The sequence below is a fragment of the uncultured Cetobacterium sp. genome (assembly GCF_947072685.1).
Classification (GTDB): domain Bacteria; phylum Fusobacteriota; class Fusobacteriia; order Fusobacteriales; family Fusobacteriaceae; genus Cetobacterium_A.
The window spans coordinates 15,376-41,436 of the sequence record NZ_CAMTIK010000019.1; the positions used below are offsets into that span (position 1 = coordinate 15,376).

The window sequence follows — 26,061 nt, forward strand, 5'->3', positions numbered from 1 at the left end:
GAGGCAGAAATGAAAGGGCTTTACTCAGCATTATTAATCTCATTTGATGAAAAAGGAAACTTAGACGAAAAGGGAACAAGAAATATTGTGAGATACAATATTGATGTAATGAAAGTTGACGGACTGTATGTTGGTGGAAGTACTGGAGAAAATTTTATGATTTCTACAGATATGAAAAAAAGAATATTTGAAATCGTAAAAGATGAGGCTAAAAACAAGATAAAGCTTATAGCTCAAGTTGGATCGATTAATTTATATGAGGCAGTAGAACTTGGAAAATATGCAACGGATTTAGGATATGACTCATTATCAGCAGTGACACCATTTTACTATAAGTTTGATTTTGAAGAGATTAAAAACTATTATATGACAATAGTTAATGAAACAAATAATAATATGATAATCTACTCAATTCCATTTTTAACAGGAGTAAATATGAGCGTTGAGCAATTTGGAGAGTTACTATGTCATGATAAAATAATTGGAATTAAATTTACAGCAGGAGATTTCTATTTATTGGAAAGAGTTAGAAAAGCGTTTCCTAATAAGCTAATTTATGCAGGTTTTGACGAGATGTTATTACCGGCAGTAGCTTTAGGAGTGGATGGAGCAATAGGAAGTACTTACAATATTACAGGAAAAATTGCAAGAGAGGTCTTCGAGGCAACAAAAGCAGGAAATTTAACTCTTGCAAGAGAGAGACAGACTCATTTAAATGATATCATAGAAGATATATTAAAAAATGGTTTATATCAAACAATAAAAGAGATTTTAAAATCAAAAGGAGTAGATGCAATAGGATATTGTAGACTACCAATGAAAAAAATCTCAGCAGAAAAAGTGGAAATCGCAAAACAGATTGGAACTAAGATAAACTAGGAGAGAAAAATGAATATAATAGCCATAGATATAGGTGGAACAGAGATAAAATATGGCTTAGTTAATGAAGAGGGGGAGATTTTATTCTCCTCTTCTTTACTAACTGAAGCTTCAAAAGGGGTAGAACAACTTTTAAAAAAGATTGATAAAATAATAGAAGAGTTTATATCAACATATTTGATAGCAGGAATAGGGATTTCTGCAACGGGTCAGATAGATGGAAAACAAGGTGTGGTTGTAGGTGGTACCAATTTGATTCCAGGTTGGATTGGAACCAAATTGGTAGAGATTTTAGAAGAGAAATACAAAGTTCCTACAATTTTAGAAAATGATGTTAATTGTGCAACTTTAGGAGAAATGTGGCTAGGTGCTGCAAAAGGTAAAAAGAATTTTATCTGTTTAACTATAGGAACTGGAATAGGCGGAGGGGTTGTTTTAAATGGGCGTCTCTTAACAGGGGAAGGAAGTGTTGCAGCGGAGTTTGGACACATCCAAATAGTTAAGGATGGAAAAGAGTGTGGCTGTGGAAATAAAGGCTGTTATCAGGCTTATGCTTCAACAACAGCTTTATTAAAATTAGTAGAGGAAAAAATGGGAAGAAATTTAAATGGGAAAGAATTCTTTGAAGAAGTACATAAAAATAGTATACCATACATAGAAATATTAAATGAATGGGTTGATTATTTTACAGATGGCCTATCTTCTTTGATATATATATTTAATCCATCATTAGTTGTAATAGGGGGTGGGATTTCCAAACAAGGTGATTTTTTAATGGATATATTTAAAAAAAGTTTAGAAAAAAAAGTTATGAAAAATTATTTGGATATTTTAACAATAAAGATGGCAGAACGAGGAAATGATGCTGGAATTTTAGGTGCATCGTACTTATTAATCGAAAAAAATAAAAAAACCAATCAAAAAAGTTATTGACAAAAATTTATTTTCATTTTACAATAGTCCTCATATAAGTAAAATTGAATAAGGGAAATCGGATGAAGGTATAGGGAGAGAGCCAATTTGGCCACCGAAGAAGTAAATCTTTCAGGTTAGTTTAAAAAACTTGAGGACCTATACTGGACGAGCCTCTGGAGAGACTCTATGAGCACCGAAGGAGCAAAACCAACTATTGTTGGACTAAACTCTCAGGTAAAAGGACAGAGGAATTATGCAGTAAATTTTTATATTTACTATTTTTTGTGTATAATTCTTTTTTAATTCCAGAAGGTATTATTTTATAATACCTTCTTTTTTTATTCAATTCAATATTAACAAGGAAAAAAAAGGAGGAATTACAATGCAGGAGATTGTAACAAGTATCAATAGTTTTTTATGGGGAAATTTTTTAATTATTTTATTGATGGGGACAGGGATATATTTTACTTTAAAGTTAAATTTTGTTCAAATTAGAAAGTTTAAAGAGGGAGTAAAACATGTAACAGGTTCAATAAACTTGAACGGAAAGGCAGCAGATAAAAATGGAATGTCATCATTTCAAGCCTTAGCGACTGCAGTGGCAGCTCAAGTTGGAACTGGAAATCTGGCAGGTGCAGCAACAGCGATAGCATCAGGAGGTCCAGGAGCTATATTTTGGATGTGGGCCAGTGCTTTCTTAGGGATGGCAACAGTTTATGTAGAGGCTATATTGGGGCAAATTTTTAAAACAAGAATAGATGGTCAGATAACAGGAGGACCTGCATACTATATAGAAAAAAGTTTAAAAAATAAAAAATCGGCTAAATTTTTATCATATTTTTTTGCTGTTGCATGTATTGTGGCATTGGGTTTAATGGGAAATGCAGTTCAATCTAACTCTATATCAGCTGCTTTTGGAAAAGCTTTTGGAGTTTCACCAGCGATAGTAGGTGTTGTTATATCCATATTATCTGGATTTGTATTTTTCGGTGGAATAAAGAGAATTGCCTCAGTAACAGAAAAAATTGTACCAATAATGGCGGGTTTATATATTGTGGCATGTATCATAGTGATAGCGATTAATTACAGAGAAGTAATTCCAGCAATAACTTCAATTTTTTACTCAGCATTCACTTCACAGGCAGCAATGGGTGGAGCTGTGGGAATAACAGTGAAGCAAGCTGTAAGATATGGAGTTGCAAGAGGACTATTTTCCAATGAGGCAGGAATGGGATCAACTCCTCATGCACATGCAATAGCAAAAGTAAAACACCCAGGAGAACAGGGGATTGTAGCAATAATAACTGTCTTCATAGATACATTTGTGGTTCTTACAGGAACGGCATTGGTTATTTTGACATCTAAGGTTCCTTTAGTGAAAGGAGCGGGGATTATTTTAACTCAAGGGGCATTTTCTAAAACATTAGGTGTATTTGGAGATTCTTTTATAGCGATATGTTTACTATTTTTCGCCTTTTCAACAATAATAGGATGGTATTTTTTTGGAGAAGCAAATGTTAGATATATATTTAGAGATAAAAAAGCTATAAATATATACCGAGCTATTGTTATGATAATGATAGTTATTGGTTCCATGATGAAAGTTGAACTGGTTTGGGAATTAGCAGACATGTTTAATGGTATGATGGTGATACCAAACCTGATAGCTCTGCTGGCATTAGGAAAATTTGCAAGAACAGCAATGAAGGAATATGATAAATTATAAATACAAAATGCGTCTATTTAGTATTGAATGTATTTTTTTATTGACACATTATGGTAGTATACAGTATAATTATTATAGAAAAATAACGAATATAATAATAAATAGAAAGGGGAACATTATGAAGAAATTTTTAATGGTAGCATTAGTTTTATTATCTACAATAGCTTTTGGATCTGAGGTAAAAGAAGGAACTGGGTTGGGATATGCAGATGATATAAAAGTAGCTGTAACTATGGAAGGAGATAAAATAGTTGCGATTGAAGTAAAAGAGAGCACTGATACTCCGGGAATAGCAAATCCAGCAATTGAGCAATTAACAAAAAAGGTTTTAGAAGCTCAAACATCTAAAGTTGATACAGTAGCAGGGGCAACATATACGTCTGAGGGATTCTTAGAGGCTATAAACAACGCAACAGGAAAGTAATTAACTATAAAGCTGAGATTTTATCTCAGCTTTTTTTTATAAATAAAAAATGGGGAGACATAATGAGAAATAAGTACTTAATATTATTGGGATTAATAGCACTATCAAGTTTAAGTTTTGCAAACGAACAAGCAACTAGAAGAAATAAAAGGGGAATGTTACGAAATAGTGACGAATTGGTAGGGGTAGATACATATAGTTTTCATGAAGAGGAAAGAGCTAAGAAAAAAGGGGCTGTAGGATTGGTTGAAATTGGAATGGATACCATGATGTATGAGAGATCTTTAGATGAAAAAAATAGAATAGAGCCGTATTTAAAATTTGAATTATTTCCTTTAGAAAATTCAAACTTTTATATTGATGGAAGAACATCATATAGACATGAATATACAACGACAGAAAAAAGATACAATAAAACTATGGTTGAATTGTATGGAGGTTCAATTTATAGAAATGGTCGATTCTTTTTAAACTACAAATTTGGGATTAGACATGATGAACTTAGACATACAAAAGTTCAGAACTCAACAACATTAAGATTTATACCAAAAGCGACCTATGATTTTACAGAGAGATTTGGATGGTATTTAAAAGGAGCTCTTGGACATGCAAAAGTTCAAGGAGATGAAAGAGATTTGAAAACTAAGGAGTTCAATTTACCTTTTCAAAATTCAGATTATGTAAATAAGATTGAAACAGGATTGAGTTATAGATTGAATGGAACTAAACTTTCTTTAGGGGTTGTAAACAAATCGGATGAGGAATATGCTGGTGAGAATATAAAATGGAGTTATTTAGCTAAAATAGATCATAACCTATATACCACAAATACACTACAAGTAAGACCATATGTTTGGGGATTTTTAAATCCTGAAGTTAAAACTGGTGGAAACAACAATAAAACTACAATTCATAATGAATTAGGGGCTATGATTGGAACTAGAGTTATTTGGAACCCTAGAGTAGATTTATCTTTCACAACAGATATTGTCTATATCGCACAATATAAAAATGTTTCTAATGATGGTTCTGGCGGAGGAACAGGTGGTGGAAATATTTCTGGCGGAGGTTCAGGAAGTGGCTCAGGAAATAAACCAAAACCTAAAGTAAATAGTACTCCAAGCTCAGGAAATAATAAGATTAAAAGAGCTGTAGAAGATTCAGTTATTATAAGATTAGGATTTAAAAAGTATTTCTAAAAAAAAACAGTATTTTTTGTTATAATAGCATTATCAAATTTAAGAGGTGCTAATGATGAAGAAAATATTGATAGTTGAAGATGAAAAAGAATTGGCTCTCTCTCTGGAGAGCCAATTTTCAGTTTTAGATGTGGAGATAAAAATAGCAAAAGATGGAAAAGAAGCATTGGAGATATTTCATTGGTACAAACCAGAACTAGTATTACTAGATATAAATCTCCCTAAAAAAACTGGTTGGGAAGTTTGTCAATCTATAAGAAAAGATTCAGATACTAAAATAATAATGATGACAGCTAGGGATTCAGAATTAGATGAGATTCACGGACTTGAAATAGGTGCGGATGATTATATAGTAAAGCCATTTAGTATAAATGTTTTAATAACTAAGGTGAAAAAAGCTCTAAGATTAAATATACAAAGTATATATAGGTATGAAGAGTTTCAATATTGTTTTAAAGATGGGATTTTAAAAATTTTCGGTGAGAGAGTGGATCTTTCATCTAGAGAAAAAGATTTATTGGAATATTTTATAAAAAACAAAAATATTCCTTTAAGTAGAGGGAGCATTTTACTTCAAATTTGGGGAATAGAAAATGATTTTGACGAACGAGCATCGGACACACTTGTAAAAAGATTGAGAAAAAAATTAAAAAATTATGAAACTTTAATTGGAACAGTTAGAGGAGTGGGGTATATTTTTGAGGAAAAATAAAGCAAGTATTTCAAAAAAAATGTTTATTTATTCAGTGGGAATAGTAATAGTTGCGATGTTAGTAAGCTACGGGTTCAATATACTTTTTTTAGATTTATATTATAAAAGAGAAATAAAGAAGGATTTTCCTGAAATAGCAATAAAGATAGAAAAATATTTAAAAAAAAATGAGATAGAAACATTAGAAAAATATATAAAATTACTGAGAGAAAAAAATGGAATAACAGTTTTAATAATGGAAGAAAATGAGAAAAGATGGAATAATTCTAGAGGTGGATTTGGAAAAGGATTTTCTTTAGAAAATTTAAAAAACGAAGAATTTTTAATAAAAAAACAAAGAGAAACAGAAGCGAAAATAATAGTCTACAATAAAAAAATATTGAAAAATCGTTGGATTTCTATAAGAACTTCATTGTCTGTTTTAGATTATTATAAAAATGAGATAGTTTATTTTAATATACTGGGAACAATTATAGCTGTATTGATTGCTTTGATATGTAGTAGAATTTTTTCTAAAAAAGTTATAGAGGACATAGATCGATTGAGTAAAAAAGCTGAAGATATATCAAATTTAAAATTTGATAAGAATAATTTAGTAAAAAGAGATGATGAATTAGGAAAATTAGGTGAAAATTTAGAAAAGATGAGTTTTAAACTGGAGACAGCTATTGCGGATTTAGAGTCTTTTGTTTCCAATAGTTCTCATGAATTAAAGACCCCAATTGCGATAATTTCATCCAAAGCTGAACTGTTGATGAAAGAGGTATCTAAAAATAAAAATTTAGAAGAAAGTTGTACAGTAATATTAAGAGAAAGTTTTTATATGAAAGAGTTGATTTCAAAGTTATTAACACTTTCTAAAATCGGTTCTTTGACAACATTGGAGAAAAAATCTATAAATTTAGAAGAATTAATAAAAGGGATATTAGAAAGGTATGATTATATAGAGCTTTCTAAAAATTTAGAAATAGAGTTAAGTGGACTTGATAAAAATATAATTGTAGATAAAGATTTTTTTTCAATTGCCTTAGAAAATATAATTCACAACGCATTAAAATATTCGGAACAAGATAGCATAGTTAAGATAAATTATAACAAAAATTTATTAGTAGTTGAAAATGAAACGAAAAATATAGAAAATATAAATCTTATTTTTGAGCCTTTTTCAAGAGGAGAAAATGGCATAAGGGAAGAGGGAACAGGACTAGGACTTACATTAGTAAAGAAAATTTTAGATATGAATAAAATTAAATATGAAGTAAAGTTAAATGAAAAAGTATTTAAATTTATATTGAACGTAAATTAAACTCGAGACACATATCTCGAGTTTTTTATATTTTCACAGAAATGGTAACCAAGTTGTATAATGGTGTATGGCATATGCCAAAACTGTATCGTAATATCTCCAGGTTAAATAAAGACAAAATATAGAAAAAGTAGCACACCGAGTATCTTTATTTTTAATTTTTATTAAAAGATATGGAATCATAGTAATTACACCAATTCTAAAAAATTCTAAAATTCTTAAAACTATAGCGAATCTATAAAATGTGATGAAAATAAATAGAGCTAATATATTTATATTAAACATAATATTTTGTTCTTCAGTCAAATTTGAGGATACAAAAATTAGAATGAGAACAAAAATTGAAAGTTCTAAAAATTCATAAAAATTTCCATGCTCTATAATGTAGGAGTACCTATTTAATCGTTCGCTTAGTCCTAAAAAAGTTATATTTACTGCAAATATTAAGTATGAAAAAGGATTAATAATTAAAGCTAGTGCCAAAATTCCTAGAACAGTTTTTTTATCTAATTTTAGATTCAATATAAAGTAAAGAGGGTAAAGAATAAGACTTGTTTTATGGAATAAAAAGGCTAAAGTTATCAATCCGAAGTAATAGAAAGGTTTTTTTTCTAAAATATACTTTAAACTAACCCAAAACAAAAGAATTGATATGTAGTTTCTTATAATAGTAAAATTATGCCAATAGTAAAATGTTGATAAATATATTAGAAAAGAAAAAGTAGGAAGTTCGCTATATTTAATAAGCAGTTTATAAATAGTAAAGTTAAAAATAAAGCTGAGTATAAATAAAAAAATATTGTAACTGATTCCAAGCATTTTAAAACTATCTCTTAAAATAACAAATAAAATTTCATATCCATAGGGATTTTGAGATTGGGGGAGACTATAAAAATATTTATAGACATGATAGTCATATCCACCGACATCTACTCTTGTTCCTGTATAAATTGATAGAATCAAAACAGGAAAAATCAGAAGGAATTTTTCATAATAATCCTCTGAAAATAAAAATGTATAAGATAAAAAAATTAGATATATTCCCAAAACAAAGATCATAAATTTTCCACCTTTTCCTTAAGAAAAATAGTAGTTATTCCAAAAATAAAAGAGATAATAAAGCCGTAAAAAAGAATTAAGTATCGATTATTTATAACTTCAAATGTTTCAGCTTTTATAATTAAAGGAAATGATTTCTTAGGGTTATTTATAAGAGTTTGAATTTGAACTCTTTTCTTGTTTGAAGTCTCTGTAGATAGTTTATTAAATAAAAATTCTTGATTGAAAAGAAGTAAAGAATCTAAGAACTCATTGACATCAATAATAGATTGCTCTGAGTTTAAAGAGTTGGCAATTACAGTATATGTCCCTTCACCACTATTAAACTTTATACTTACATTATCTTTAGTTATAAATTTAGAAAAGACAATATCTCCGTCTCCAGGTTTAAAATTTTCGTAAGTGACGATTCCATTATTATCAAGTTTTGTAGTTTTTATGCTTCCGCCGATACCAACATAACTAAAAGCGCCCTGTGCATAATATTTAATAGGAGTATGGAGATATACACCAAAACTGATAGCAAGTCCAGAACATAAAATTAAAAAAAATAGTTGTGAATGTTTTTTTATAACTCTGAGTATATCATTTGACATATGCCCCCCTTTACATAGTTTATTTTGAAGTTCTTCTAATTTAAAAGTACTGTAAAAAATAAAAAAACCTCTTTTTTAGAGGTTTAATTTAAAAGTATTTAATTAAAATGAATATTTTAAACCAGCTGAATAAAACCAGTGGTCTTTATTTCCTTCTTCACCATTATCTGTGTTATCATTTCTCCACTCATAGTTAATTTTAGCAATCAATTGTAAAGTTTTAGTGAGATTATAATGGGTATTAACTCCTAACATGTCTCTCTGAATTTGTTTTTTCTCTCCATTGGTTGCAATTCTTTCTCCATCAATTCCTTTAAAGAAGAAAGGAACAAATTTTAAATTTCTATTTGGTGAGTAGTGATATCTAAATCTAATTTGACTTCCATCTACATCATAATCAAATTTATTAACCCCACTTGTATCATCAGCAAAAGCTACTGAAAGTGCATGTCTTCTATTGAAGGTGTATCTAGCTCCACCCTCTAGTCGATGTTTATAACCATATCTAGATTCAGATATAATTTGTCCTGTCGCCCAATTTTTTGAAACATACGAATCTTTTAGCTCGGTGTATGCAATAAATCCTCTCGAATAAAGACTCCAATTTCTATTAAAAGTATAAGTAAACTTTGGATAGAATCTATATTCTTTAGCTGAATCTAGTTTCATATCGTCGTTATGGAAATCTGTATATTTTAATCCTATTTCAGGTCTAAACATAAGTTTTCCAAAAGTATAAAGATTTTCAACATAGAACTCCGACATCTCTCTACTTTGCTCTTTTATATTTTTACTAGAATTTTTACTTTCATTAAAAACTCTATCAGCAAATCCAAATCTGAATGCCAAACCCTTATTTTTATTAGGTTTTAAAGTAAGAGAAACATTTCCTTCTCTAAAATTTCGAGAAGCACCACCCTCTTCGTAATCCTTAACTTTAAATCCGACCTCGATATCTCCCCCTATTTTACTTGCATCAAATGCGAAAGTAGATGCATTGATTCCTAGAAAACTGCAAAGAGACATAAAAGAAATAACTCTTCTTTTCATTTTTACCACCCCTATATGTCAACATTATGTCAAAATTATACACTATAAAGATGAATTATGTCAATATTATGTCAAAAAAAACCAGAGGATTTTCCTCTGGTAAAATTATCGTTTAATTAAAAGGATACCAAAATCCTTTTAAGACATAAAATTTTAAATAGATTGTAAAAATTAAAAGAGCAATCATTAAGATTGAAGTAATAAAATCAATTGAAGCATACTTCTGTCCACTGTACCAAGTTCTTTTATTTTTATTTCCAAATCCTCGAAGATCCATAGCATTAGATATAACTTCCACTCTGTTCAAAGATGAAAGAACCAATGGGAAAAGGATAGTATTGTAATTTTTAAGTCTAGTTATTATATTGGCATCCTCTTTTCTAAAAGCTACTCCTCTAGCTTCTTGAGCGTTCATAATATTTTTAAATTCATCTCTGACATCTGGAATATATCTCAACGCGATATTTATAGCATATGCAACCTTATATGACACTCCAATCTTATTTAAGCTGCTTGCAAACTTGCTTGGGTGAGTAGTAAAAATAAACAGCATCATAATAGGAAATACAGCCAGATATTTCATAGAAAGTGTTATGGCAAACCAAACTGTTTCTAAAGACAGTGTTATTCCTTTAACTGTGATCAGTGATGTTGTAGTATCTGTCAATGTAGAACCATAGTTAGGAGTTACAACTATTAAAAATATAGAGTTCATAATAGTAAACATAACAATAAAGATAAGCAACGGTTTTATAGATTTAAATGGTACTTTTGCAACTTTTAAAAGAGATAATCCTACTATAAAAAATCCTAAAAAAACTCTCAAATCATTGAATAAAAAGACGCATGCTGTCCAAACTAAAAGAAGAATAAATTTAATGCTCCCATCAATTTTATGAATCGGTGAATTTGTTTCTATATAAAGAGTTCCTGCTCTAGACATTATCTATCCCCTCCTTGATTTTCAAAATTTATGAAAGAGTTCATAAGGATTTGAGGGTCTAGATGCATAAATTCCGCCATCTGAGAAAGTGAAGTTTCTTTTAAATTAGATTTTTTCATCAGCTCTTTTTCTCCTAGAATATTTGCAGGTTTATCATTGGCAATGATAGTTCCATCACAAAGAACAATCCCTCTATTTGCATATTCAAGAGCAAGGTGCATATCATGGGTAATCAAAATAATTCCAACATTTTGAGAGGAAATAGACTTTATAAATTCCATAAACTCTTTATATCTTTTATAATCTTGACCAGCAGTGGGTTCATCAAGAATCAAAATCTTTGGTTCAAGAGCTAGAATTGCTGCAATTGTAAGCCTTTTCTTTTGTCCATAACTTAAAGATGTAACAGGCCAATATCTAAATTCATGAAGCCCACATATTTCTAAGGCTTTTTCAGCTTTTTCAGTATAGTTTTTAACTTTTCTAATTTTTAATCCGAACTCTACCTCCTCTAGAAGAGTTTCTTGGGTAATCATGTGATTAGGATTTTGCATAACAAAGCCAATATTTTCTCCTCTTCTTCGAATGCTCTCTTTTTTTATGCTTTTTCCAAGAAGTGAAATATCCCCAGTAGTTTCTTTTTCAATCCCTGTTATAACTTTACAAAGAGTTGATTTCCCAGCACCATTATTTCCTAACAGAGCTAAAATTTCACCTTTCTCTAAAGAGAAATTGACGTTGTTTAAAATATTTTTATTTTCATCATATGCGAAGGTTAAATTTGAAATATTAAGAATGGTTTCACCAAATTTTTTATTTTTAATTTCAATAGATTCACACCAAGTTTTTACTTTTGAAATATTTTGTGGAGTTCCAATTTTTTCAATCGGATAGATAGAGTCTTTTTTAAAATCTACACCAGAATATTTTAAAGCTTCTATATATAGAGGCTCTCTAAGTCCATATTTTCTAAAAATATCCTGTCTAAACAGGTCTTCAGGCTTACCATTAGCGACAACCTCACCTCTATTTAAAACGATAACCCTATCAAAATTTTGTTCTAAAACGTCTTCGATTCTATGTTCAATAACAATAACAGTTTTCCCTGTTTTACTTTGAATGTCACAGATCAACTTCATAGCATGTTTCCCGCTGTATGGATCTAAATTTGCGAGAGGTTCATCAAAGAGTAAAATATCTGCTGAGCTTCTCATGATTCCAGCAAGTGATACAGATTGTTTTTGTCCACCCGATAATTCTTGAGGACTATGATTTATAAAATTACTCATACCGACATTATTAAGAGCAATCTGAGTATTTTTTATCATCTCTTCTTGAGGAACTAAATTATTCTCGTCAATGAAAGACACGTCTTCACCAACACTTAATCCAATAAATTGTCCATCTTGATCTTGTAAAACAGTCCCAACATGGTTACTAATTTCAAATATACTAGTTTCATAAGGATGAATGCCATTTAAAATAAGGCTTCCTTTAAATCCACCCTCTTTAGAAAATGGAACGATACCGTTTAAACAGTTTCCCAGTGTGGATTTTCCACTTCCACTAGGCCCAGCTATCAACACTTTTTCACCTTTTTTTATCTCTAAATTGATATTTTTTAAAGTGGGTTCTAGTTGGTTCATATACTTAAAAGTAAAATCTTTAAATTCTACTACATTAATCATTTGTTCTCCTTTAGTCTTCTATTTTTAGATTTGAGTATTTTCTTTTTCTTGCAGCTATTCCAAGTATGATAGGAATTCCTAAACTTGCAGTAACAACAAAATTGGTTGCGGTCGCCAGAGCAATTTGAATCCAAACCTTTTGAGCGGGTTCGCCGTAAAAATAAACATCCCCTGTATAAGCTGCAAAACCTGCAAAAATCATACCTAAAATAGCATAGATATACATTTTAAAAATATGTTTTTTTGTAACATGACCAGTTTCAAGGGAAAAACTTTTATCAAGAGTGATCATTCCACCAAAAAGACCAATAACAGCAGATAAAAACACCCAGCTAAACCAAACACTTCCCCACATAATCATGTCGTTTAAAGCATGCCCTACAAAGCCTACAAAAAATCCAACAACTGGACCAAAAATTGCTCCAAAAATTGTTAGAAGAGCAACAGCAATTCTAAACGAGGTGTTGGGACCAACTGGAATAGCAACTCCAGAGAGAACACTGTAAAGAGCAGCCCCAATACCGATAGCTACAACACTTTTAGTCGAGAATAACTCTGTTTTTTTTACGTAATAACGAAATCCTTCATCGTCAGTATATGTTTTATTCATTTTTTTCCAACCTTTCTTTTCTTAATTTCCAATCGGGCATATAAATATGGATAAAATTCCAAAATTCTTTTTTATGATGCGGATATTTTAAATGTGCAACCTCATGAAGAGACACATAATCAATACACTCTAGAGGTTTTTTTATGAGTTCTAAATTCAGAGTGATGACTTTTTTTAGATATCGGCATGAACCCCAACGATTTTTCATTTTTCTAATTTTTAATTCATTGAAATCTTCACCTATAATCTGACTATATTTTTTTAAAGAGTTAAAAAATATAGTAGATGCTTGTTCTCTATACCAGTAATAAAGAAGGTTTTTTATATTTTTTTCGTCGCTTTCTCTATTGGTTTGGATATATATATAATTTTCAACAAGTTGAACTTGATTTTTTTTATTTTGAAAAATTTTAAGAATATACATTTTTCCAAGATACTCTATATTGTCTCCGTTTTTATAAGATTTGTCAACCTGTTTAGGAGAAAATTTTTTAATTTTTTTTAGAGATTCATCAATCCAGTTTTCTTTTGATTTTATGAAGGACTCAATGTAATCTTTTGGAGTGGCATAAGGGACAGAGAGCAGTATTTGTCCATCAGCTTTAACTTTTAATATTAGATTTTTTATTTTTTTTTTGGTGATAATGATATTATATGTCATAGGTTATATCTTCTCCTTAATCTATCTATTATTAAAATAAGTTTACACTAAAAAAATCATAAATAAAAGATATTTGACAAAATATTATGTGCGGTGTATATATATTATTACAAAGATTAACTTGGGGAGGTTACTATGAAATCAAAATTATTTATGTTAGCAAGTCTTTTAGCTGTAACAACGGTCGCAAGTGCAGCTGTAAAAAAAGATGTAAAATTTACGGAGGTTCCTTACGGAGCGTGTGCAAAAGAGATGACCATAGAGGTTAAAGATGGAAAAATTGCGTCATTTTCAGCAGTAAAAGGATGTCCTGGAAATTTAAATGCAATTTCAAAATTACTTCCTGGAATGGAAGTGGACAAGGTTATCGCTTTGCTGGATGATAATCCTTGTAGTGGAGCTCCAATAAAGGGATTGAGCTCTTGTATGGACAATATGGTGGAGATGTTAAAATACCATGTGAACGGTGAAGGAGAAGGGCATGCTGCTGAATTAAGAAAAAAACAAAAGAATCAAAAGATAGCATTTTCTTATGAGGGGCATATCTGTACAGGGTGTGGATTGTGTGAGTCTCAATTTTCTTAAAAATATAAAATTTTTAAAAGTCCAATTTACTTGGGCTTTTTTTAATGGGTTAAAAAAGGTCTAGGGAACTTTTTGATATAGCGTTGATATATTAGAAAAATTATGATTAGATATTGTCAAGGAATAGAGCATAACAGGAGGATATTCATGGAAAATTTACACAACCCAAAAATATTTAAAATTAATAGATTAAACGCACATTCAGATCATAAATATAAAAGTAAGGGTATAAATTGGAGAAAAAGTTTGAATGGAATTTGGGAATTTTCGTATTGTGATTCTCCAAACTGGTCCAATATTCAAGTTCCAGGACATATGGAACTCCAGAGTCACGGGGAGCCTCAATATGTAAACACAATGTATCCATGGGATGGGGTAGAGGAGCTAAGAGCAGGAGAGGTTCCAAAGGAAAAAAATACTTTTGGTATATATAAAAAGTATTTTGAGATTCCCAAAGAATGGAAAGTGAATCCAGTATACATATCTTTTCAAGGGGTAGAATCTTGTTTAGAGTTATATTGTAATGGGGAGTTTGTAGGTTACAGTGAAGATAGTTTTACTCCAAGTGAATTTGAGCTCACAAAATATTTAAAAGAAGGTACGAATGAACTTACAGCTAAAGTTTATAAATGGTGTAGTGGAAGTTGGTTAGAAGATCAGGACTTTTGGAGGTTCAGTGGGATTTTTAGAGATGTATATCTTTATTCAATTCCTAAAGCACATATAAGAGATATGTTTATCACTTCAGTTTTAAGTCCAAATTTAAAAAAAGCAACGTTAAAGAACAAATTAAAAGTCCAAACTTTAGAGGAAAAAAAAATTGATATATTGATGGAAATCTGGGATGAAAAAGAGCTTGTATCTTCTATCCAAGAAAAAGAAATAGATATTGTCAGCAATTGTGAAGTGGAACTTATAAAAAAAATAGATTCACCTAAATTATGGAGTGCAGAAAAACCAAATCTTTATCTAATAAAAGTATTATTATTAGACTCAGATTCAGGAGAAGTAATCGAAGAGATAGAGCAAAAATTTGGATTTAGAAAATTTGAAATAGAAGATAAGATTATGAAGATAAATGGAAAAAGAATAGTTTTTAAAGGGATAAATCGTCATGAATTTAATTGTGATAGAGGAAGAGCTGTAACCGAAGAGGATATGATTTGGGATATAAAATTTTTGAAAGCCAACAATTTTAATGCAGTGAGAACTTCCCACTATCCCAATCAAACGAGATGGTATGAACTGTGTGATGAATATGGGCTATATGTAATAGATGAGGTAAATTTAGAAACCCATGGAACTTGGCAAATATTAGGACAGCCCTGTCCAGAGAATGTTATTCCTAACAATAATCCAGAATGGTTAGAAAATATAATAGATAGAGCAAAATCGATGTTTGAAAGAGATAAAAATCATCCTTCAATCATAGTTTGGTCTTGTGGAAATGAGTCGTTTGGAGGAGAAAATCTGTATAAGATGTCAGAATTTTTGAAGTCTTTGGATACGACAAGAGTAATTCATTACGAAGGAATATTTTGGGATAGAAGATATGATAAGACGTCTGATATGGAGAGTAGAATGTATGCAAAAGTTCACGAAATAGAGAAGTATTTGGTTGAAACTCCAGAAAAGCCTTTCATATTATGCGAATATTCACATGCGATGGGAAATTCAAATGGCGGACTTCATAAATATACTGAACTTGAAAAAAAATATCCAATGTATCAAGGTGGATTTATATGGGATTATATAGATCAGGGACTTAGAAAAAAAGATCCTTTTGGAAAAGAATATCTAGCTTTTGGAGGAGATTTTGGAGATAGACCTACGGATTATAATTTTTGTATAAACGGAATTGTTTACGCGGATAGAAAAGTGTCACCAAAGGTTCAAGAGGTTAAACAACTATTTTCAGATTATAAAATAGAAGTGAAAGATAGATTGTTTGTAATTGATAATCAAAGCTTGTTTACAAATACATCTGAGTATGATGTGGAAGTTAAAATTTTTGAAAATGGAGTGAAAATATCTTCAACAGTTATGGAATGCGATGTAAAACCTTTAAATAAAAAAGAGTTTAAATTACTACTTCCGAAAATGAATGAAAGCGGTGAATATACTGTAGAAGTTTCTTTAAATTTAAAAGAGGATAGATTTTATGCTAACAAGGGACATGAAATTTGTTTTGGTCAAAATATCTATGTTATTGAGCAGGAGAGATCTAAGGAGTTAGAAGATACACCTATTTTAATAAACGGTGGGTTTAATATAGGAATCAAGGGCAAGGATTTCCATTTGGTTTTTTCAAAAGCCTATGGAGGATTAATATCCTTAAAGTATTCGAATAAAGAGTTTATAGAGGGGATAGTTCTTCCTAACTTTTGGAGGGCAGGAACCGATAATGATAGAGGAAATAAGATGCCATTTAGATATGCTCAGTGGAAAATAGCATCTTTGTATCCAAAGATGACAAACGTTGAAGTGGTAGAGGGTAAAAATTATGTTGAGATAATATCTAAATATGAACTTCCTACAAATCCAACAACAGATTGTGTTGTAAGTTATAGAGCTTTTTCTGATGGAAAGATAGATGTTGGGATGGAGTATATTGGTGTAGAAGGTCTTTCAGAGATGCCATTATTAGGGATGAGCTATAAAATACCACAAGAGTTTAGCGAAATAAAATGGTATGGTATGGGACCAGAAGAAAATTATATTGATAGAGTTTCTGGAGCGAGATTAGGAATTTTTGAAACAGATGTGCATAAAAACATGAGTCAATACGTAATTCCACAAGAGTGTGGAAATAGAATAGGAACAAGGTGGATAGAGATAAAAAACAAGGCAGGATTTGGTATGAAAATTTCAGGGGAGATTCCTTTTGAATTTAGTGCGTTGCCATACACTGTAAGTGAACTAGAAAACGCATATCATCAGTATGAATTACCCAAATCTCATTGTACAGCTTTAAATATAAATAAAGTTCAAATGGGAGTGGGGGGAGATGATTCTTGGGGTGCAACAACTCATGAAGAATACTTGATTCCATCGGATAAGAATATTATATTTAGATATGTAATTCAACCAAATATGTAAAAATTATGACACAGATTTAAATCTGTGTCGTTTTTTTAATTTTTTAATACAAAATTTTGGATTATGTGGTATAATATCATGTTAAATTTAGATAGAAAGTGGGAGAAAAAATATGAATATTATTGAGTTTAAAAATGTATCAAAATCATTTTTTACACAGAATTTATATAAAAAAGTAGAATTAGAGATAAATTCTGAGGATAAAATAGCATTGGTAGGAAATAATGGAACTGGAAAATCAACGTTTATAAAGCTTATAATGGATGAACAGTCACCAGATAGAGGAAAAGTAATAAGAAATGAAGAGGCTATCATCTCTTGTTTTGATCAGTTTGGAAAAATAGATTTAAGCAAAAAGGTAGAGGATTTATTGAATACACCTTTTGAAAAAGTAATATCAGTACAAAAAGAGTTGGAATCAGTATCCACTCAATTTTCAGATAACAGTGAAGAGAATGAAAAATTACTGGAGAGATATTCTGAGCTTTCAGATGAATTTGAAAGTTTAGGAGGGTATTCATACCTTCATATCCAATCTGAATTTGCGGATATATTTGAACTGACAGATAAATTAAATAAGACATTCAAAGAACTTAGTGGTGGAGAAAAACAGTATATAAGATTGGCAATGACTTTATTTAGTCATTCAGATTTAATTATTTTAGATGAGCCATTATCTTTCTTTGATAAAAAGAAAACTGCTTGGCTATCAAGCTATATTTTAGAAAGCCATAAAGCTTTTTTAGTGATATCACATAATGTTGATTTCATAAGATCTTTTGCAAATAAAATATTAGATATTGACAATATGAGAATAGAAACTTATAACTGTAACTATCCTGATTATTTAAAAGAGAAAAAAAGAAGAATAGCTGAAGAGAAAAAGCAAAATCAAGAAACAGAATCTATTATCGAGACAACAGAAGAAGCTGTAGAAAAAAAATTAAAGCTTTTAGAAAGATGTAACAATAAACATGCTCATGCTGTTATTTTGAGAAGAATGAGAAAAGAATTGGAAAGATTACAAAAAGAGAGAATTAAATTCTCACCTGACTATCAATACGAGTATTCTACTCCACCAAGAGCGGTATTTATATCTGGTAGAGAGATAGATGGACCAATAGCTACTTTGACAAATGTTTCTAAAGAATATCCGGATAAATTACTTTATAAAGATGCAAACTTAGAGATTGAAAAAGATACAAAGATTTGTATAGTTGGAGAGAATGGTTCTGGAAAATCAACATTATTAAAAATAATCGCAGGTTTAGAAAAAGCAACGAGTGGAGAAGTTGTTATAAATGAAGATGCAAAAATATCATTTATAGAGCAGGACACTATTTTTGAAAATGAAAAACTATCTGTTAAAGATTATTTAAAGGAAAAAACAGGACTATCAGATGACTTTATAGAAGCAGCAATTGATAATCTTTATAACAATGAACTTGAATTTAGAGATAAAAGAATATTTATGCTTTCTGGTGGAGAGAAAAAGAGATTAGAAATATTTACAAATACTCTTCTGGAAACAGATCTATTGATAATAGATGAGCCATCAACTTATATGGATGATTATTCAAGAGATACGATAGCAAATATGCTTTTAGATTATCCAGGTGCAGTTATTTTAGTAAGTCATGATAAAGTATTGTTGAGAAAAATCAAATTTACAACTTATGATATACGTGATAAAAGATTTAGAATAAAAGAGTAATAAAAAAACTTCTTGACTTGAGCTATAGATTATGGTATAATTTTTAATGTCCTGAGGGAATTCCTTCAAGACGTTAATGTGTCTGTAGCTCAGCTGGATAGAGCAACGCCCTTCTAAGGCGTGGGTCAGGAGTTCGAATCTCTTCAGACACGCCATTTTTTTATTTAAAGCCGCTTTAGCTCATCTGGTAGAGCAACTGACTTGTAATCAGTAGGTGATTGGTTCGACTCCGATAAGCGGCACCATAAATGAATTTTAAACCTCTAAGTTTTAGAGGTTTTTTTATTTTCTAAATAAATTCAAGTGAAAAAGGTCTTTTACAAGACCTTTTAAAAATTGGATGGGGTTGCAATATATTGACCTGTACTGGAGTCTTCATTCACGTTGACATATACAATTCTATTGGAGTTTGAATTAATATAGTTTGAAATTCCAGAAACTAGATAAGGAAAACTAGTTCTTAAATCACTATCCTCGCTCTTTAGAGTTCCAACAACTTGCCAAACTGCATTATTTTTCTCGTAAGCAGAAAGTTCTAAACGCTTCACAAAATATGTGGAAGCACTTATAGAGTTTGTCCACATATCTCCATAGAATCCATTGTAAACACCACCATAAGGACCATTCCACCAAGGATTAACAGGAACAGGATAAGATTCAAAATTTGTGTAAGGGCCATGTATATTATAGTTGTAAACAATATTATACATTGAATTCTTTGGAGAGAAAGTTCGAGTATACCCTTTTGTTGATAACATATTTTGAAGCATAATTTCAAAAGATTGCTGTTGGAGTTGTAAGCCTGGAGTTGTGGTAGAAAGATAGTATGTTCCACCAGACATCTGCATAGTTGAATATGAGTCAACGGCAACAACTTGACTATTTAATGCACTACACCCTTGAAGTAAAGCCAATGAAAAGCCAGATATAATTAATAATTTTTGATACATAAAAGACCTCCTAACACTAATCTATATTTAAAACTATATTCAAATAAAAAAAATAAATCCTTTAATGTTGGAGTTATATTTTGAAAACAAAGAAGGAAGAATAAAAAAAGTGAGTATATAAGAAGTGAAATAGGGATTAAATTTTTTAGTATTAACTGGAGGCTAATTATGAAAAAAATACTATTTAAAGTCTTGGTATCGTCATTGATTATATCTGCGTCATCTTTTGCAGAAGATTTTAAACCCAATGGGAGTTTAAATTTTACTCAAACATTTTATGGGAATGCGGGGAAATATAAGACTGCAACATCGCATCCATCTGGTGTATTGAATTATAATTTTGCTAAAGAATGGACTTTAAGTTTACAGTGGGATAGAACGTGGAACATGTATAACTATAAAGAAGGTGCTGAAAATCAGCAAGATAATGATTTTAGTGGTCCTAAAGCAACAGTGAGTTATAATCATGGAGTTTTAGGTGATTCAAAAATAAAATGGACTTCATCTTTGATGGTTGAAAATGAGAATGAATTTACAGAAACTAGCCAAACATATGTGTTTGCTCAAACAAGCTTTGATTTTTCAGAATATATTCCAAAAGGGGAGTACGTTTCAGCAAATCAGTTTGCAGTAAGCCCAATGTATATATACGGTTGGGGAACAGAAGGACCATCTGGACATGTGAATACAGGAATTTTAAGTCTTTTAACAAATTGGCAACTTCCTGCAAACTTTACATTTACATTTAATGCATATGCATTTAAAGAGTGGTATAATGGAAGTTTTGCTCTGAGTGGTGAAAATGGGAAATCTTATGATGATGCAAGTTACTTTATGGTTTTAGCATGGTTAGAGTACTCTAAAGAGTTATATAAATTTAATGATCAAACAAGTCTTGCATTTAATTTTGCGGGTGGATTTGATCCTTATATATCTTCTAATAGAAAGGCAGCTTGGGATCCGTTTATAGTTGGGAATCAAATCTATGAGTGGCTAGGACCAGCTGTAGATGATGGAAATTATAAAAAAACATACTCAGTTTTTGCACTGCCTCAATTGGAAGTGACATATGATTATAGTGAAGATTTAACTTTTACTGCATTTGCTCAGGTTAAATATTCAAATCAAGTGTGGGGACAAACAGAAAAGGACTGGAAACTTCAACCTCAAGGAGGATTTGGAGTAGCTTATAATTTTTAGTGAATTTGAAGGGCTATCATAATATGATAGCTCTTTTTTAGTATATATAAATTTTATTATAAATTTATTTCATCTTCGTGTATAATAAATATATAAATTTTTGGGAGGTAGTTTTGAATGAAAAAGATGAATTTGGTGGGTGTTTTTTTGTTCTTATCTTTAACACTTTTATCAGCACCGATAAAAGTTGGTTTGATTTTAGCCATGGGGGGACTTGGAGATAAATCTTTTAATGATTCGGCCTATGCGGGACTTTTAAAAGCTAAAAAAGATTTTGATATTGAAGTGAAATATGTAGAACCGAATACTTGGATGGAAGATGGATTTTTTTTGGAGGAGTATTCTCAAAATGGATTTGATTTAGTTATTGCAACCTCTTATACAGCTCAAGATGCCATGGAGGATATAAGTTCAAAATTTCCAGACACAAAATATGCAATAGTTGATACAAGAGCTAAAGAGGGAGGAAATATAGCTTCTTTGGTATTTGATGAGGCTGAGGGTTCTTTTTTGGTTGGAGCAGTGGCAGCAAAGATGAGTAAAACAGGAAAGATTGGGTTTATAGGAGCGGTGGATATTCCCTTAATAAATAGATTTAGAAATGGTTATGAACAGGGGGCAAAATATATTAACCCTAACATATCTGTTGTTACAACATATGTAGGTGGAGACGCGCCGTTTAGCGACCCATTAAAAGGAAAAGAGCACGCGATTTCATTAGCTAATCAAAAAATAGATGTTATATATCATGCATCTGGAAATACAGGAATAGGAATTTTAGAAGGAGTAAGAGAAAAGGGGATTTATGGAATTGGTGTAGACTGTGATCAGGATGATATAGTTAAGGGACAAGTTTTGACATCAATGTTAAAAAATGTAAATAATGCTATTTATAAGATTATAGAAGATACAGTAAATGGTAAATTTGAAGGAAAAGTTTATAATTTTGGCTTGAAAGAAGATGGAGTTGGAACTACAGACTTTAAATATACTAGAGAAATTGTAGGGGAAGAAAACATAGCATTGGTACAGAAATTAAAAGAGGATATAATCAGTGGGAAAATAAAGGTGAATGAATAGTTATGAAAATACTTGTAGTGGTTTCTCATCCAGATTTAGAGAATTCAGTTGTAAATAAAAGATGGATTGAGGAATTAAAAAAAGAAGATGATATAAAAATTAGAAATTTAGATGAACTTTATTCAAATAGAGATATGGATATAGAAATTGAAAAAAAATATTTAGAAGAGGCTGAGAGAGTTGTCTTTCAATTTCCGTTTTATTGGTACAGTATGCCAGGTATTATGAGGGATTACTTTGATCGAGTATTGGAGTTTAAATGGGCTTATGGTCCAAACGGAGATGCCTTAAAAGGAAAGGAGTTCTTGATTGCTCTTTCTATTGGAGCCCCAGAATATTCCTATCAAGGTGGAAGCTACAATAATTTTACAATTACGGAGTTATTGAGACCATTAGAAGCAACTGCTAATGCAGTTCAAATGATTTATTTACCATATTTTGCAGTATTTGATACACCGAGATTAAAAGTGGATGAAGTGGATGAATCTGCTAAAAATTATATAGCTCACATAAAAAATGAAGATTTAAATCATAGAAAAGTATTAGAGAGGTTAAAAAAAACAAATCAAGAGAGTAGTTTTGTAGATTTATAGAGATAAAATAGTTAGAGAGGCAGTAAAATTGGTCTCTCTAACTATAATTTTTCTTAACTGCTCTGCTTTTTAGATATGTAAATACCCGTTAAAACAATAATTATTCCAACAATCTCTTGTAAAGATATCTTTTCCTGAAAAAGAATGAAAGAATATAATGCAGCAACAATTGGTTGACTTAAAACAAGCAACGAAGATAATGTAATTTTTATTTTACCAATGCAATAACTCATAAGTCCTTGTCCTAAAAGTTGAGAAAAAATAGCCAGTCCTACTAAAGGTATTGCCTCTTGAAGAGTTGTTGGATATTGTATCCCTTCGGTTAAAATCATTGCTATAAATAGAGTTACTAAACTTCCAAATCCAGCTACAAACATAATTACTTTTGCTGGAACTCTTTTTCTAGCATTGGAAACAGAGAATAGAAATAGTCCGTAAAATATAGAAGCTATAAAAGCATACATATCACCTTTAAAGTTTTCAGGGTTCGCAGTAACTTTTCCATTGATCAAAACTATGATTCCAAATGATAAGACAATTAAGCCTACAAAAAAACTTTTGCTCAATTTCTCCTTATAAAAAAAATAGGATAAAGGAATAATTGTAATTGGAACTAGATTAACTAATAGATTGGCATTTGCCACAGTTGTATAACTAAATGATGTGTTCCAGAAGATTAAATCTAATGCTAAAAAAACTCCTGAAAAAAACATTAAAAGCATATCTGGTAGATAAATATTTTTTAAATTTTTTCTTACAAAAGGATACAGCAATGGAAGACTAAAGAGTATTCTGTACAAGCCTGTTGATATTGGGGACAAAGAGCTCAGCTTTACAAATATTCCACCTGTTGCTAAAAAACAAATTGCTAAAAATACTAATGATATATATATATTCTCCTTCTTCGAAACCATATCTAACTCCAAAACTTATCATTATTTTCTTTACTTAACTTGATTCCAGATGCAGTATTAAACTTTTTTATTCCTAAATCAATATATATTTCTAAAGTTGATAAATCTTTAATATTTCCAACTAAATTTAAATTTAATTTATTTTTTGTTAGCTCTTGTATTTGTAAAATATCCTCCTTAGATATTTTTCTTTTCAATAGTTCGATACTATCTATATTTAAATCTAAGCATAGATTGATCAACATATTTATTTCTTCTAAAGTTAAATATTCAAGTTCTAGTACAACCTTTAAATTGTGTTCTTCAACAGCAATTTTAATTTCTTCAAGTTCATTTTTTATATATTCAACACTTCCGCTTTTTAACATTCCTAAATTTAAAATCAAACTAATTTCAGAAGCACCATTTTCTATAGCATTTTTTACTTCAAATATTTTTACTTTTGTTGATGAAGTTCCAAAGGGATAACCAATAACTGTTCCGACTTTAACAGAAGACCCTTGTAGCTCTTTTGATGCTAGATTTACATAGATTTCATTGACATATACTGAAGCGAACTTTTGATCTTTAGCTTCATTGCACAATACCTTAATCTGTTGTGGCTCCAATGCAGTTCCTAATGACATGTGATTGATAAAGTTATTAATATTCATAATTATCCTCCTAGAAATTCTTTATAGTTCATCTTTATTTAGATACTCTTATATTATATTAAAAATATGGCCATAGTATGGCATGTTCAAAAAACATTGAAATTATTGAATAGTTAATAGGTGTAGGGAGTATTGGTATATATAAATGTAGGAAATAAAAAATGACCTAAAAAGGTCATTTTTTATAAATTTAAAATCTGCAACGAATTATTTGTCTAACATAGGTTTTGGCATGATTTCTTTTCCCATTTCAACTGGCTCAATGATAATAGCCTTTTCCACAACAACAGGCTCTTCTTTTGGCTCAGAACTAGAGCAACCAACAAAAAACAAACTAAAAAAAAGACTAGCTAAAAATAAATTTTTCATAATAATAAGCCTCCTTTATATAACTTGAATTGCTTACTTATACAAGTAGAATTTATAATTTCTTTTAAAAATTTAATAAAGTTTTTCAAATGAAAGCTGGCGATTTGAACGACTCTCTAAATTTCCAAAAGATACTCCTAAGAGTTTAACATCTTTTTTAAATTCAACAGATGTAAAAATTTCGTCCAACATCCCTTTTAAAATCTCTTTATTGTCGGTGGGAGTAGAGCGAGTCTTAGAACGGGTGATTGTTTCTCTGTCTTGAAACCTAATTTTTAAAGTTAATGTTTTAGTTAACATTTGTTTTCGAATAAGCCGGGTATATGACCAGTTAAAGAGGTCTTCAATCTCTCTTGAAATCTCTATCTCTGAATCTATTGGAATTCTAAAGGTGTTTTCGTTTCCTATTGAATGGGTAGACCGACTAAAATCAATCTCTCTAAAATCAATTCCTCTGCTATATGTATAAAGAAGTTCTCCGCGAGAAGTACCGTATTTTGAGGTCAATTCTTTCAGAGAGAATTTAAAGATATCATCAACTAAAAATATATTATTTTTAGTTAAAAGTTGTTCAAATTTTACACCGACTCCAGGAAGTTTTCGTATTTTTTTATGCCGAATAAATTCAATAAATTCCTCTTCACTATTAAAAATATATTGTCCACCTGGTTTATGAATATCACTGGCGATTTTAGCAGTAAGTTTATTGATTCCAATTCCAACAGAGCATGAGAGTCCAGTGATTTCAAAAATTCTTTTTCTAAAAATATTTCCAAAAGCTTCCTTAGAAGAAAATTTATGGACTATGTGAGTTATATCAAGAAACCCCTCATCAAGAGCTATAAATTCAGCTTTATGTGTTATTTTTAAGACCAATTCTTGGATAATTTTAGATTCTTCCAGATATTTATCTTTATTTACTGGAACGACAATGAGCTTAGGACAAAGTTTTTTAGCTTCCGTTGTGGTCATAGCTGAGTGAACACCAAATTTTCGTGCTTCGTAATTGGCTGTTGTTACAACACCACCTGCAACAACAATAGGTTTATTCAGATATTTTTTATTATCTCTCATCTCAATAGAAGCATAAAATGCGTCCATATCGTAGTGCATGATAATTCTATTCATTTTACCTC

The 26,061-nt window shown here is 30.4% G+C and carries 25 protein-coding genes, 2 tRNA genes and 1 riboswitch; of the genes, 15 read left to right on the forward strand and 12 right to left on the reverse strand.

Going from position 1 to position 26,061, the window contains the following annotated elements:
- Positions 1-9: 9 nt before the first annotated feature.
- From Q0V67_RS07645 to Q0V67_RS07675, 7 genes are all read left to right on the forward strand, one after another.
- A complete protein-coding gene (locus Q0V67_RS07645; RefSeq protein WP_297598411.1) occupies positions 10-879 on the forward strand; it encodes an N-acetylneuraminate lyase in 870 nt (289 codons plus the stop codon).
- 9 nt (positions 880-888) lie between these two features.
- Complete coding sequence (locus Q0V67_RS07650) at positions 889-1,812, forward strand: ROK family protein (RefSeq protein ID WP_297598413.1); 924 nt, start codon at positions 889-891, stop codon at positions 1,810-1,812.
- Between the two features lie 145 nt (positions 1,813-1,957).
- Positions 1,958-2,050: riboswitch (glycine riboswitch) on the forward strand.
- A 126-nt stretch (positions 2,051-2,176) separates the two neighbouring features.
- Positions 2,177-3,520, forward strand: a complete 1,344-nt coding sequence (locus tag Q0V67_RS07655) for a sodium:alanine symporter family protein (RefSeq protein WP_297598415.1) — start codon at positions 2,177-2,179, stop codon at positions 3,518-3,520.
- A 118-nt stretch (positions 3,521-3,638) separates the two neighbouring features.
- Positions 3,639-3,944 carry an FMN-binding protein gene (locus Q0V67_RS07660; protein ID WP_297598417.1) on the forward strand — a complete coding sequence of 102 codons (306 nt, stop codon included), beginning with the start codon at positions 3,639-3,641 and terminating at the stop codon, positions 3,942-3,944.
- A gap of 62 nt (positions 3,945-4,006) precedes the next feature.
- Positions 4,007-5,143 (forward strand): hypothetical protein, encoded by a 1,137-nt coding sequence (locus tag Q0V67_RS07665; protein WP_297598419.1) that lies wholly within the window; start codon positions 4,007-4,009, stop codon positions 5,141-5,143.
- Positions 5,144-5,195: 52 nt separating this feature from the next.
- Entirely contained in the window at positions 5,196-5,855 is a 660-nt protein-coding gene (locus Q0V67_RS07670; RefSeq protein ID WP_297598421.1) for a response regulator transcription factor, read from the forward strand.
- Positions 5,842-7,161, forward strand: coding sequence for a HAMP domain-containing sensor histidine kinase (locus tag Q0V67_RS07675; protein ID WP_297598423.1), 1,320 nt, complete (start codon positions 5,842-5,844; stop codon positions 7,159-7,161). The genes Q0V67_RS07670 and Q0V67_RS07675 overlap by 14 nt, the downstream gene beginning before the upstream one ends.
- A 33-nt stretch (positions 7,162-7,194) precedes the next feature.
- Here Q0V67_RS07675 and Q0V67_RS07680 read toward each other — a convergent pair whose 3' ends face one another.
- From Q0V67_RS07680 to Q0V67_RS07710, 7 genes are all read right to left on the reverse strand, one after another.
- Entirely contained in the window at positions 7,195-8,220 is a 1,026-nt protein-coding gene (locus tag Q0V67_RS07680; protein ID WP_297598424.1) for an EpsG family protein, read from the reverse strand.
- Positions 8,217-8,816, reverse strand: a complete 600-nt coding sequence (locus Q0V67_RS07685) for a hypothetical protein (RefSeq protein ID WP_297598425.1) — start codon at positions 8,814-8,816, stop codon at positions 8,217-8,219. Before Q0V67_RS07685 ends, Q0V67_RS07680 begins: the two co-directional genes overlap by 4 nt.
- A gap of 102 nt (positions 8,817-8,918) precedes the next feature.
- A complete protein-coding gene (locus Q0V67_RS07690; RefSeq protein WP_297598426.1) occupies positions 8,919-9,866 on the reverse strand; it encodes a hypothetical protein in 948 nt (315 codons plus the stop codon).
- 112 nt (positions 9,867-9,978) lie between these two features.
- Positions 9,979-10,809 (reverse strand): energy-coupling factor transporter transmembrane protein EcfT, encoded by an 831-nt coding sequence (locus tag Q0V67_RS07695; RefSeq protein ID WP_297598427.1) that lies wholly within the window; start codon positions 10,807-10,809, stop codon positions 9,979-9,981.
- Entirely contained in the window at positions 10,809-12,497 is a 1,689-nt protein-coding gene (locus Q0V67_RS07700) for an ABC transporter ATP-binding protein (RefSeq protein ID WP_297598429.1), read from the reverse strand. Before Q0V67_RS07700 ends, Q0V67_RS07695 begins: the two co-directional genes overlap by 1 nt.
- A 10-nt stretch (positions 12,498-12,507) precedes the next feature.
- Positions 12,508-13,107 (reverse strand): ECF-type riboflavin transporter substrate-binding protein, encoded by a 600-nt coding sequence (locus tag Q0V67_RS07705; RefSeq protein WP_297598431.1) that lies wholly within the window; start codon positions 13,105-13,107, stop codon positions 12,508-12,510.
- Entirely contained in the window at positions 13,100-13,768 is a 669-nt protein-coding gene (locus Q0V67_RS07710; RefSeq protein ID WP_297598433.1) for a SprT family zinc-dependent metalloprotease, read from the reverse strand. The genes Q0V67_RS07705 and Q0V67_RS07710 overlap by 8 nt, the downstream gene beginning before the upstream one ends.
- A 135-nt stretch (positions 13,769-13,903) precedes the next feature.
- On the opposite strand from Q0V67_RS07710, the gene Q0V67_RS07715 reads away from it, so the two are divergent.
- The 5 genes from Q0V67_RS07715 (at position 13,904) to Q0V67_RS07735 (ending at position 19,411) form a co-directional block, all read left to right on the forward strand.
- Entirely contained in the window at positions 13,904-14,353 is a 450-nt protein-coding gene (locus tag Q0V67_RS07715) for a TSCPD domain-containing protein (RefSeq protein ID WP_297598435.1), read from the forward strand.
- Positions 14,354-14,500: 147 nt separating this feature from the next.
- Positions 14,501-17,452 carry a glycoside hydrolase family 2 TIM barrel-domain containing protein gene (locus Q0V67_RS07720; RefSeq protein ID WP_297598437.1) on the forward strand — a complete coding sequence of 984 codons (2,952 nt, stop codon included), beginning with the start codon at positions 14,501-14,503 and terminating at the stop codon, positions 17,450-17,452.
- Positions 17,453-17,564: 112 nt separating this feature from the next.
- Positions 17,565-19,166, forward strand: a complete 1,602-nt coding sequence (locus Q0V67_RS07725; protein ID WP_297598438.1) for an ATP-binding cassette domain-containing protein — start codon at positions 17,565-17,567, stop codon at positions 19,164-19,166.
- Positions 19,167-19,244: 78 nt separating this feature from the next.
- A tRNA-Arg gene (locus tag Q0V67_RS07730) sits at positions 19,245-19,321 on the forward strand.
- Positions 19,322-19,335: 14 nt separating this feature from the next.
- A tRNA-Thr gene (locus tag Q0V67_RS07735) sits at positions 19,336-19,411 on the forward strand.
- Between the two features lie 84 nt (positions 19,412-19,495).
- Here Q0V67_RS07735 and Q0V67_RS07740 read toward each other — a convergent pair.
- Entirely contained in the window at positions 19,496-20,116 is a 621-nt protein-coding gene (locus tag Q0V67_RS07740; protein WP_297598439.1) for a hypothetical protein, read from the reverse strand.
- A gap of 168 nt (positions 20,117-20,284) precedes the next feature.
- Here Q0V67_RS07740 and Q0V67_RS07745 point away from each other — a divergent pair, with 168 nt between their 5' ends.
- The 3 genes from Q0V67_RS07745 to Q0V67_RS07755 all read left to right on the forward strand — a co-directional run bounded on the left by Q0V67_RS07745 (position 20,285) and on the right by Q0V67_RS07755 (position 22,989).
- Positions 20,285-21,316 carry a hypothetical protein gene (locus Q0V67_RS07745; protein WP_297598440.1) on the forward strand — a complete coding sequence of 344 codons (1,032 nt, stop codon included), beginning with the start codon at positions 20,285-20,287 and terminating at the stop codon, positions 21,314-21,316.
- A 117-nt stretch (positions 21,317-21,433) separates the two neighbouring features.
- Positions 21,434-22,396, forward strand: a complete 963-nt coding sequence (locus Q0V67_RS07750) for a BMP family protein (RefSeq protein WP_297598441.1) — start codon at positions 21,434-21,436, stop codon at positions 22,394-22,396.
- 2 nt (positions 22,397-22,398) lie between these two features.
- On the forward strand, positions 22,399-22,989 hold the full coding sequence (locus Q0V67_RS07755; RefSeq protein WP_297598442.1) for an NAD(P)H-dependent oxidoreductase: 591 nt from the start codon (positions 22,399-22,401) through the stop codon (positions 22,987-22,989).
- A 53-nt stretch (positions 22,990-23,042) separates the two neighbouring features.
- On the opposite strand, the gene Q0V67_RS07760 is transcribed toward Q0V67_RS07755, so the two are convergent.
- The 4 genes from Q0V67_RS07760 to dinB form a co-directional block, all read right to left on the reverse strand.
- A complete protein-coding gene (locus Q0V67_RS07760; protein ID WP_297598443.1) occupies positions 23,043-23,903 on the reverse strand; it encodes a DMT family transporter in 861 nt (286 codons plus the stop codon).
- A gap of 2 nt (positions 23,904-23,905) precedes the next feature.
- Entirely contained in the window at positions 23,906-24,556 is a 651-nt protein-coding gene (deoC, locus tag Q0V67_RS07765) for a deoxyribose-phosphate aldolase (protein WP_297598444.1), read from the reverse strand.
- A 207-nt stretch (positions 24,557-24,763) separates the two neighbouring features.
- A complete protein-coding gene (locus tag Q0V67_RS07770; protein WP_297598445.1) occupies positions 24,764-24,925 on the reverse strand; it encodes a hypothetical protein in 162 nt (53 codons plus the stop codon).
- Positions 24,926-24,997: 72 nt separating this feature from the next.
- Positions 24,998-26,053, reverse strand: coding sequence for a DNA polymerase IV (gene dinB, locus Q0V67_RS07775; protein WP_297598446.1), 1,056 nt, complete (start codon positions 26,051-26,053; stop codon positions 24,998-25,000).
- Between the last annotated feature and the right edge of the window lie 8 nt (positions 26,054-26,061).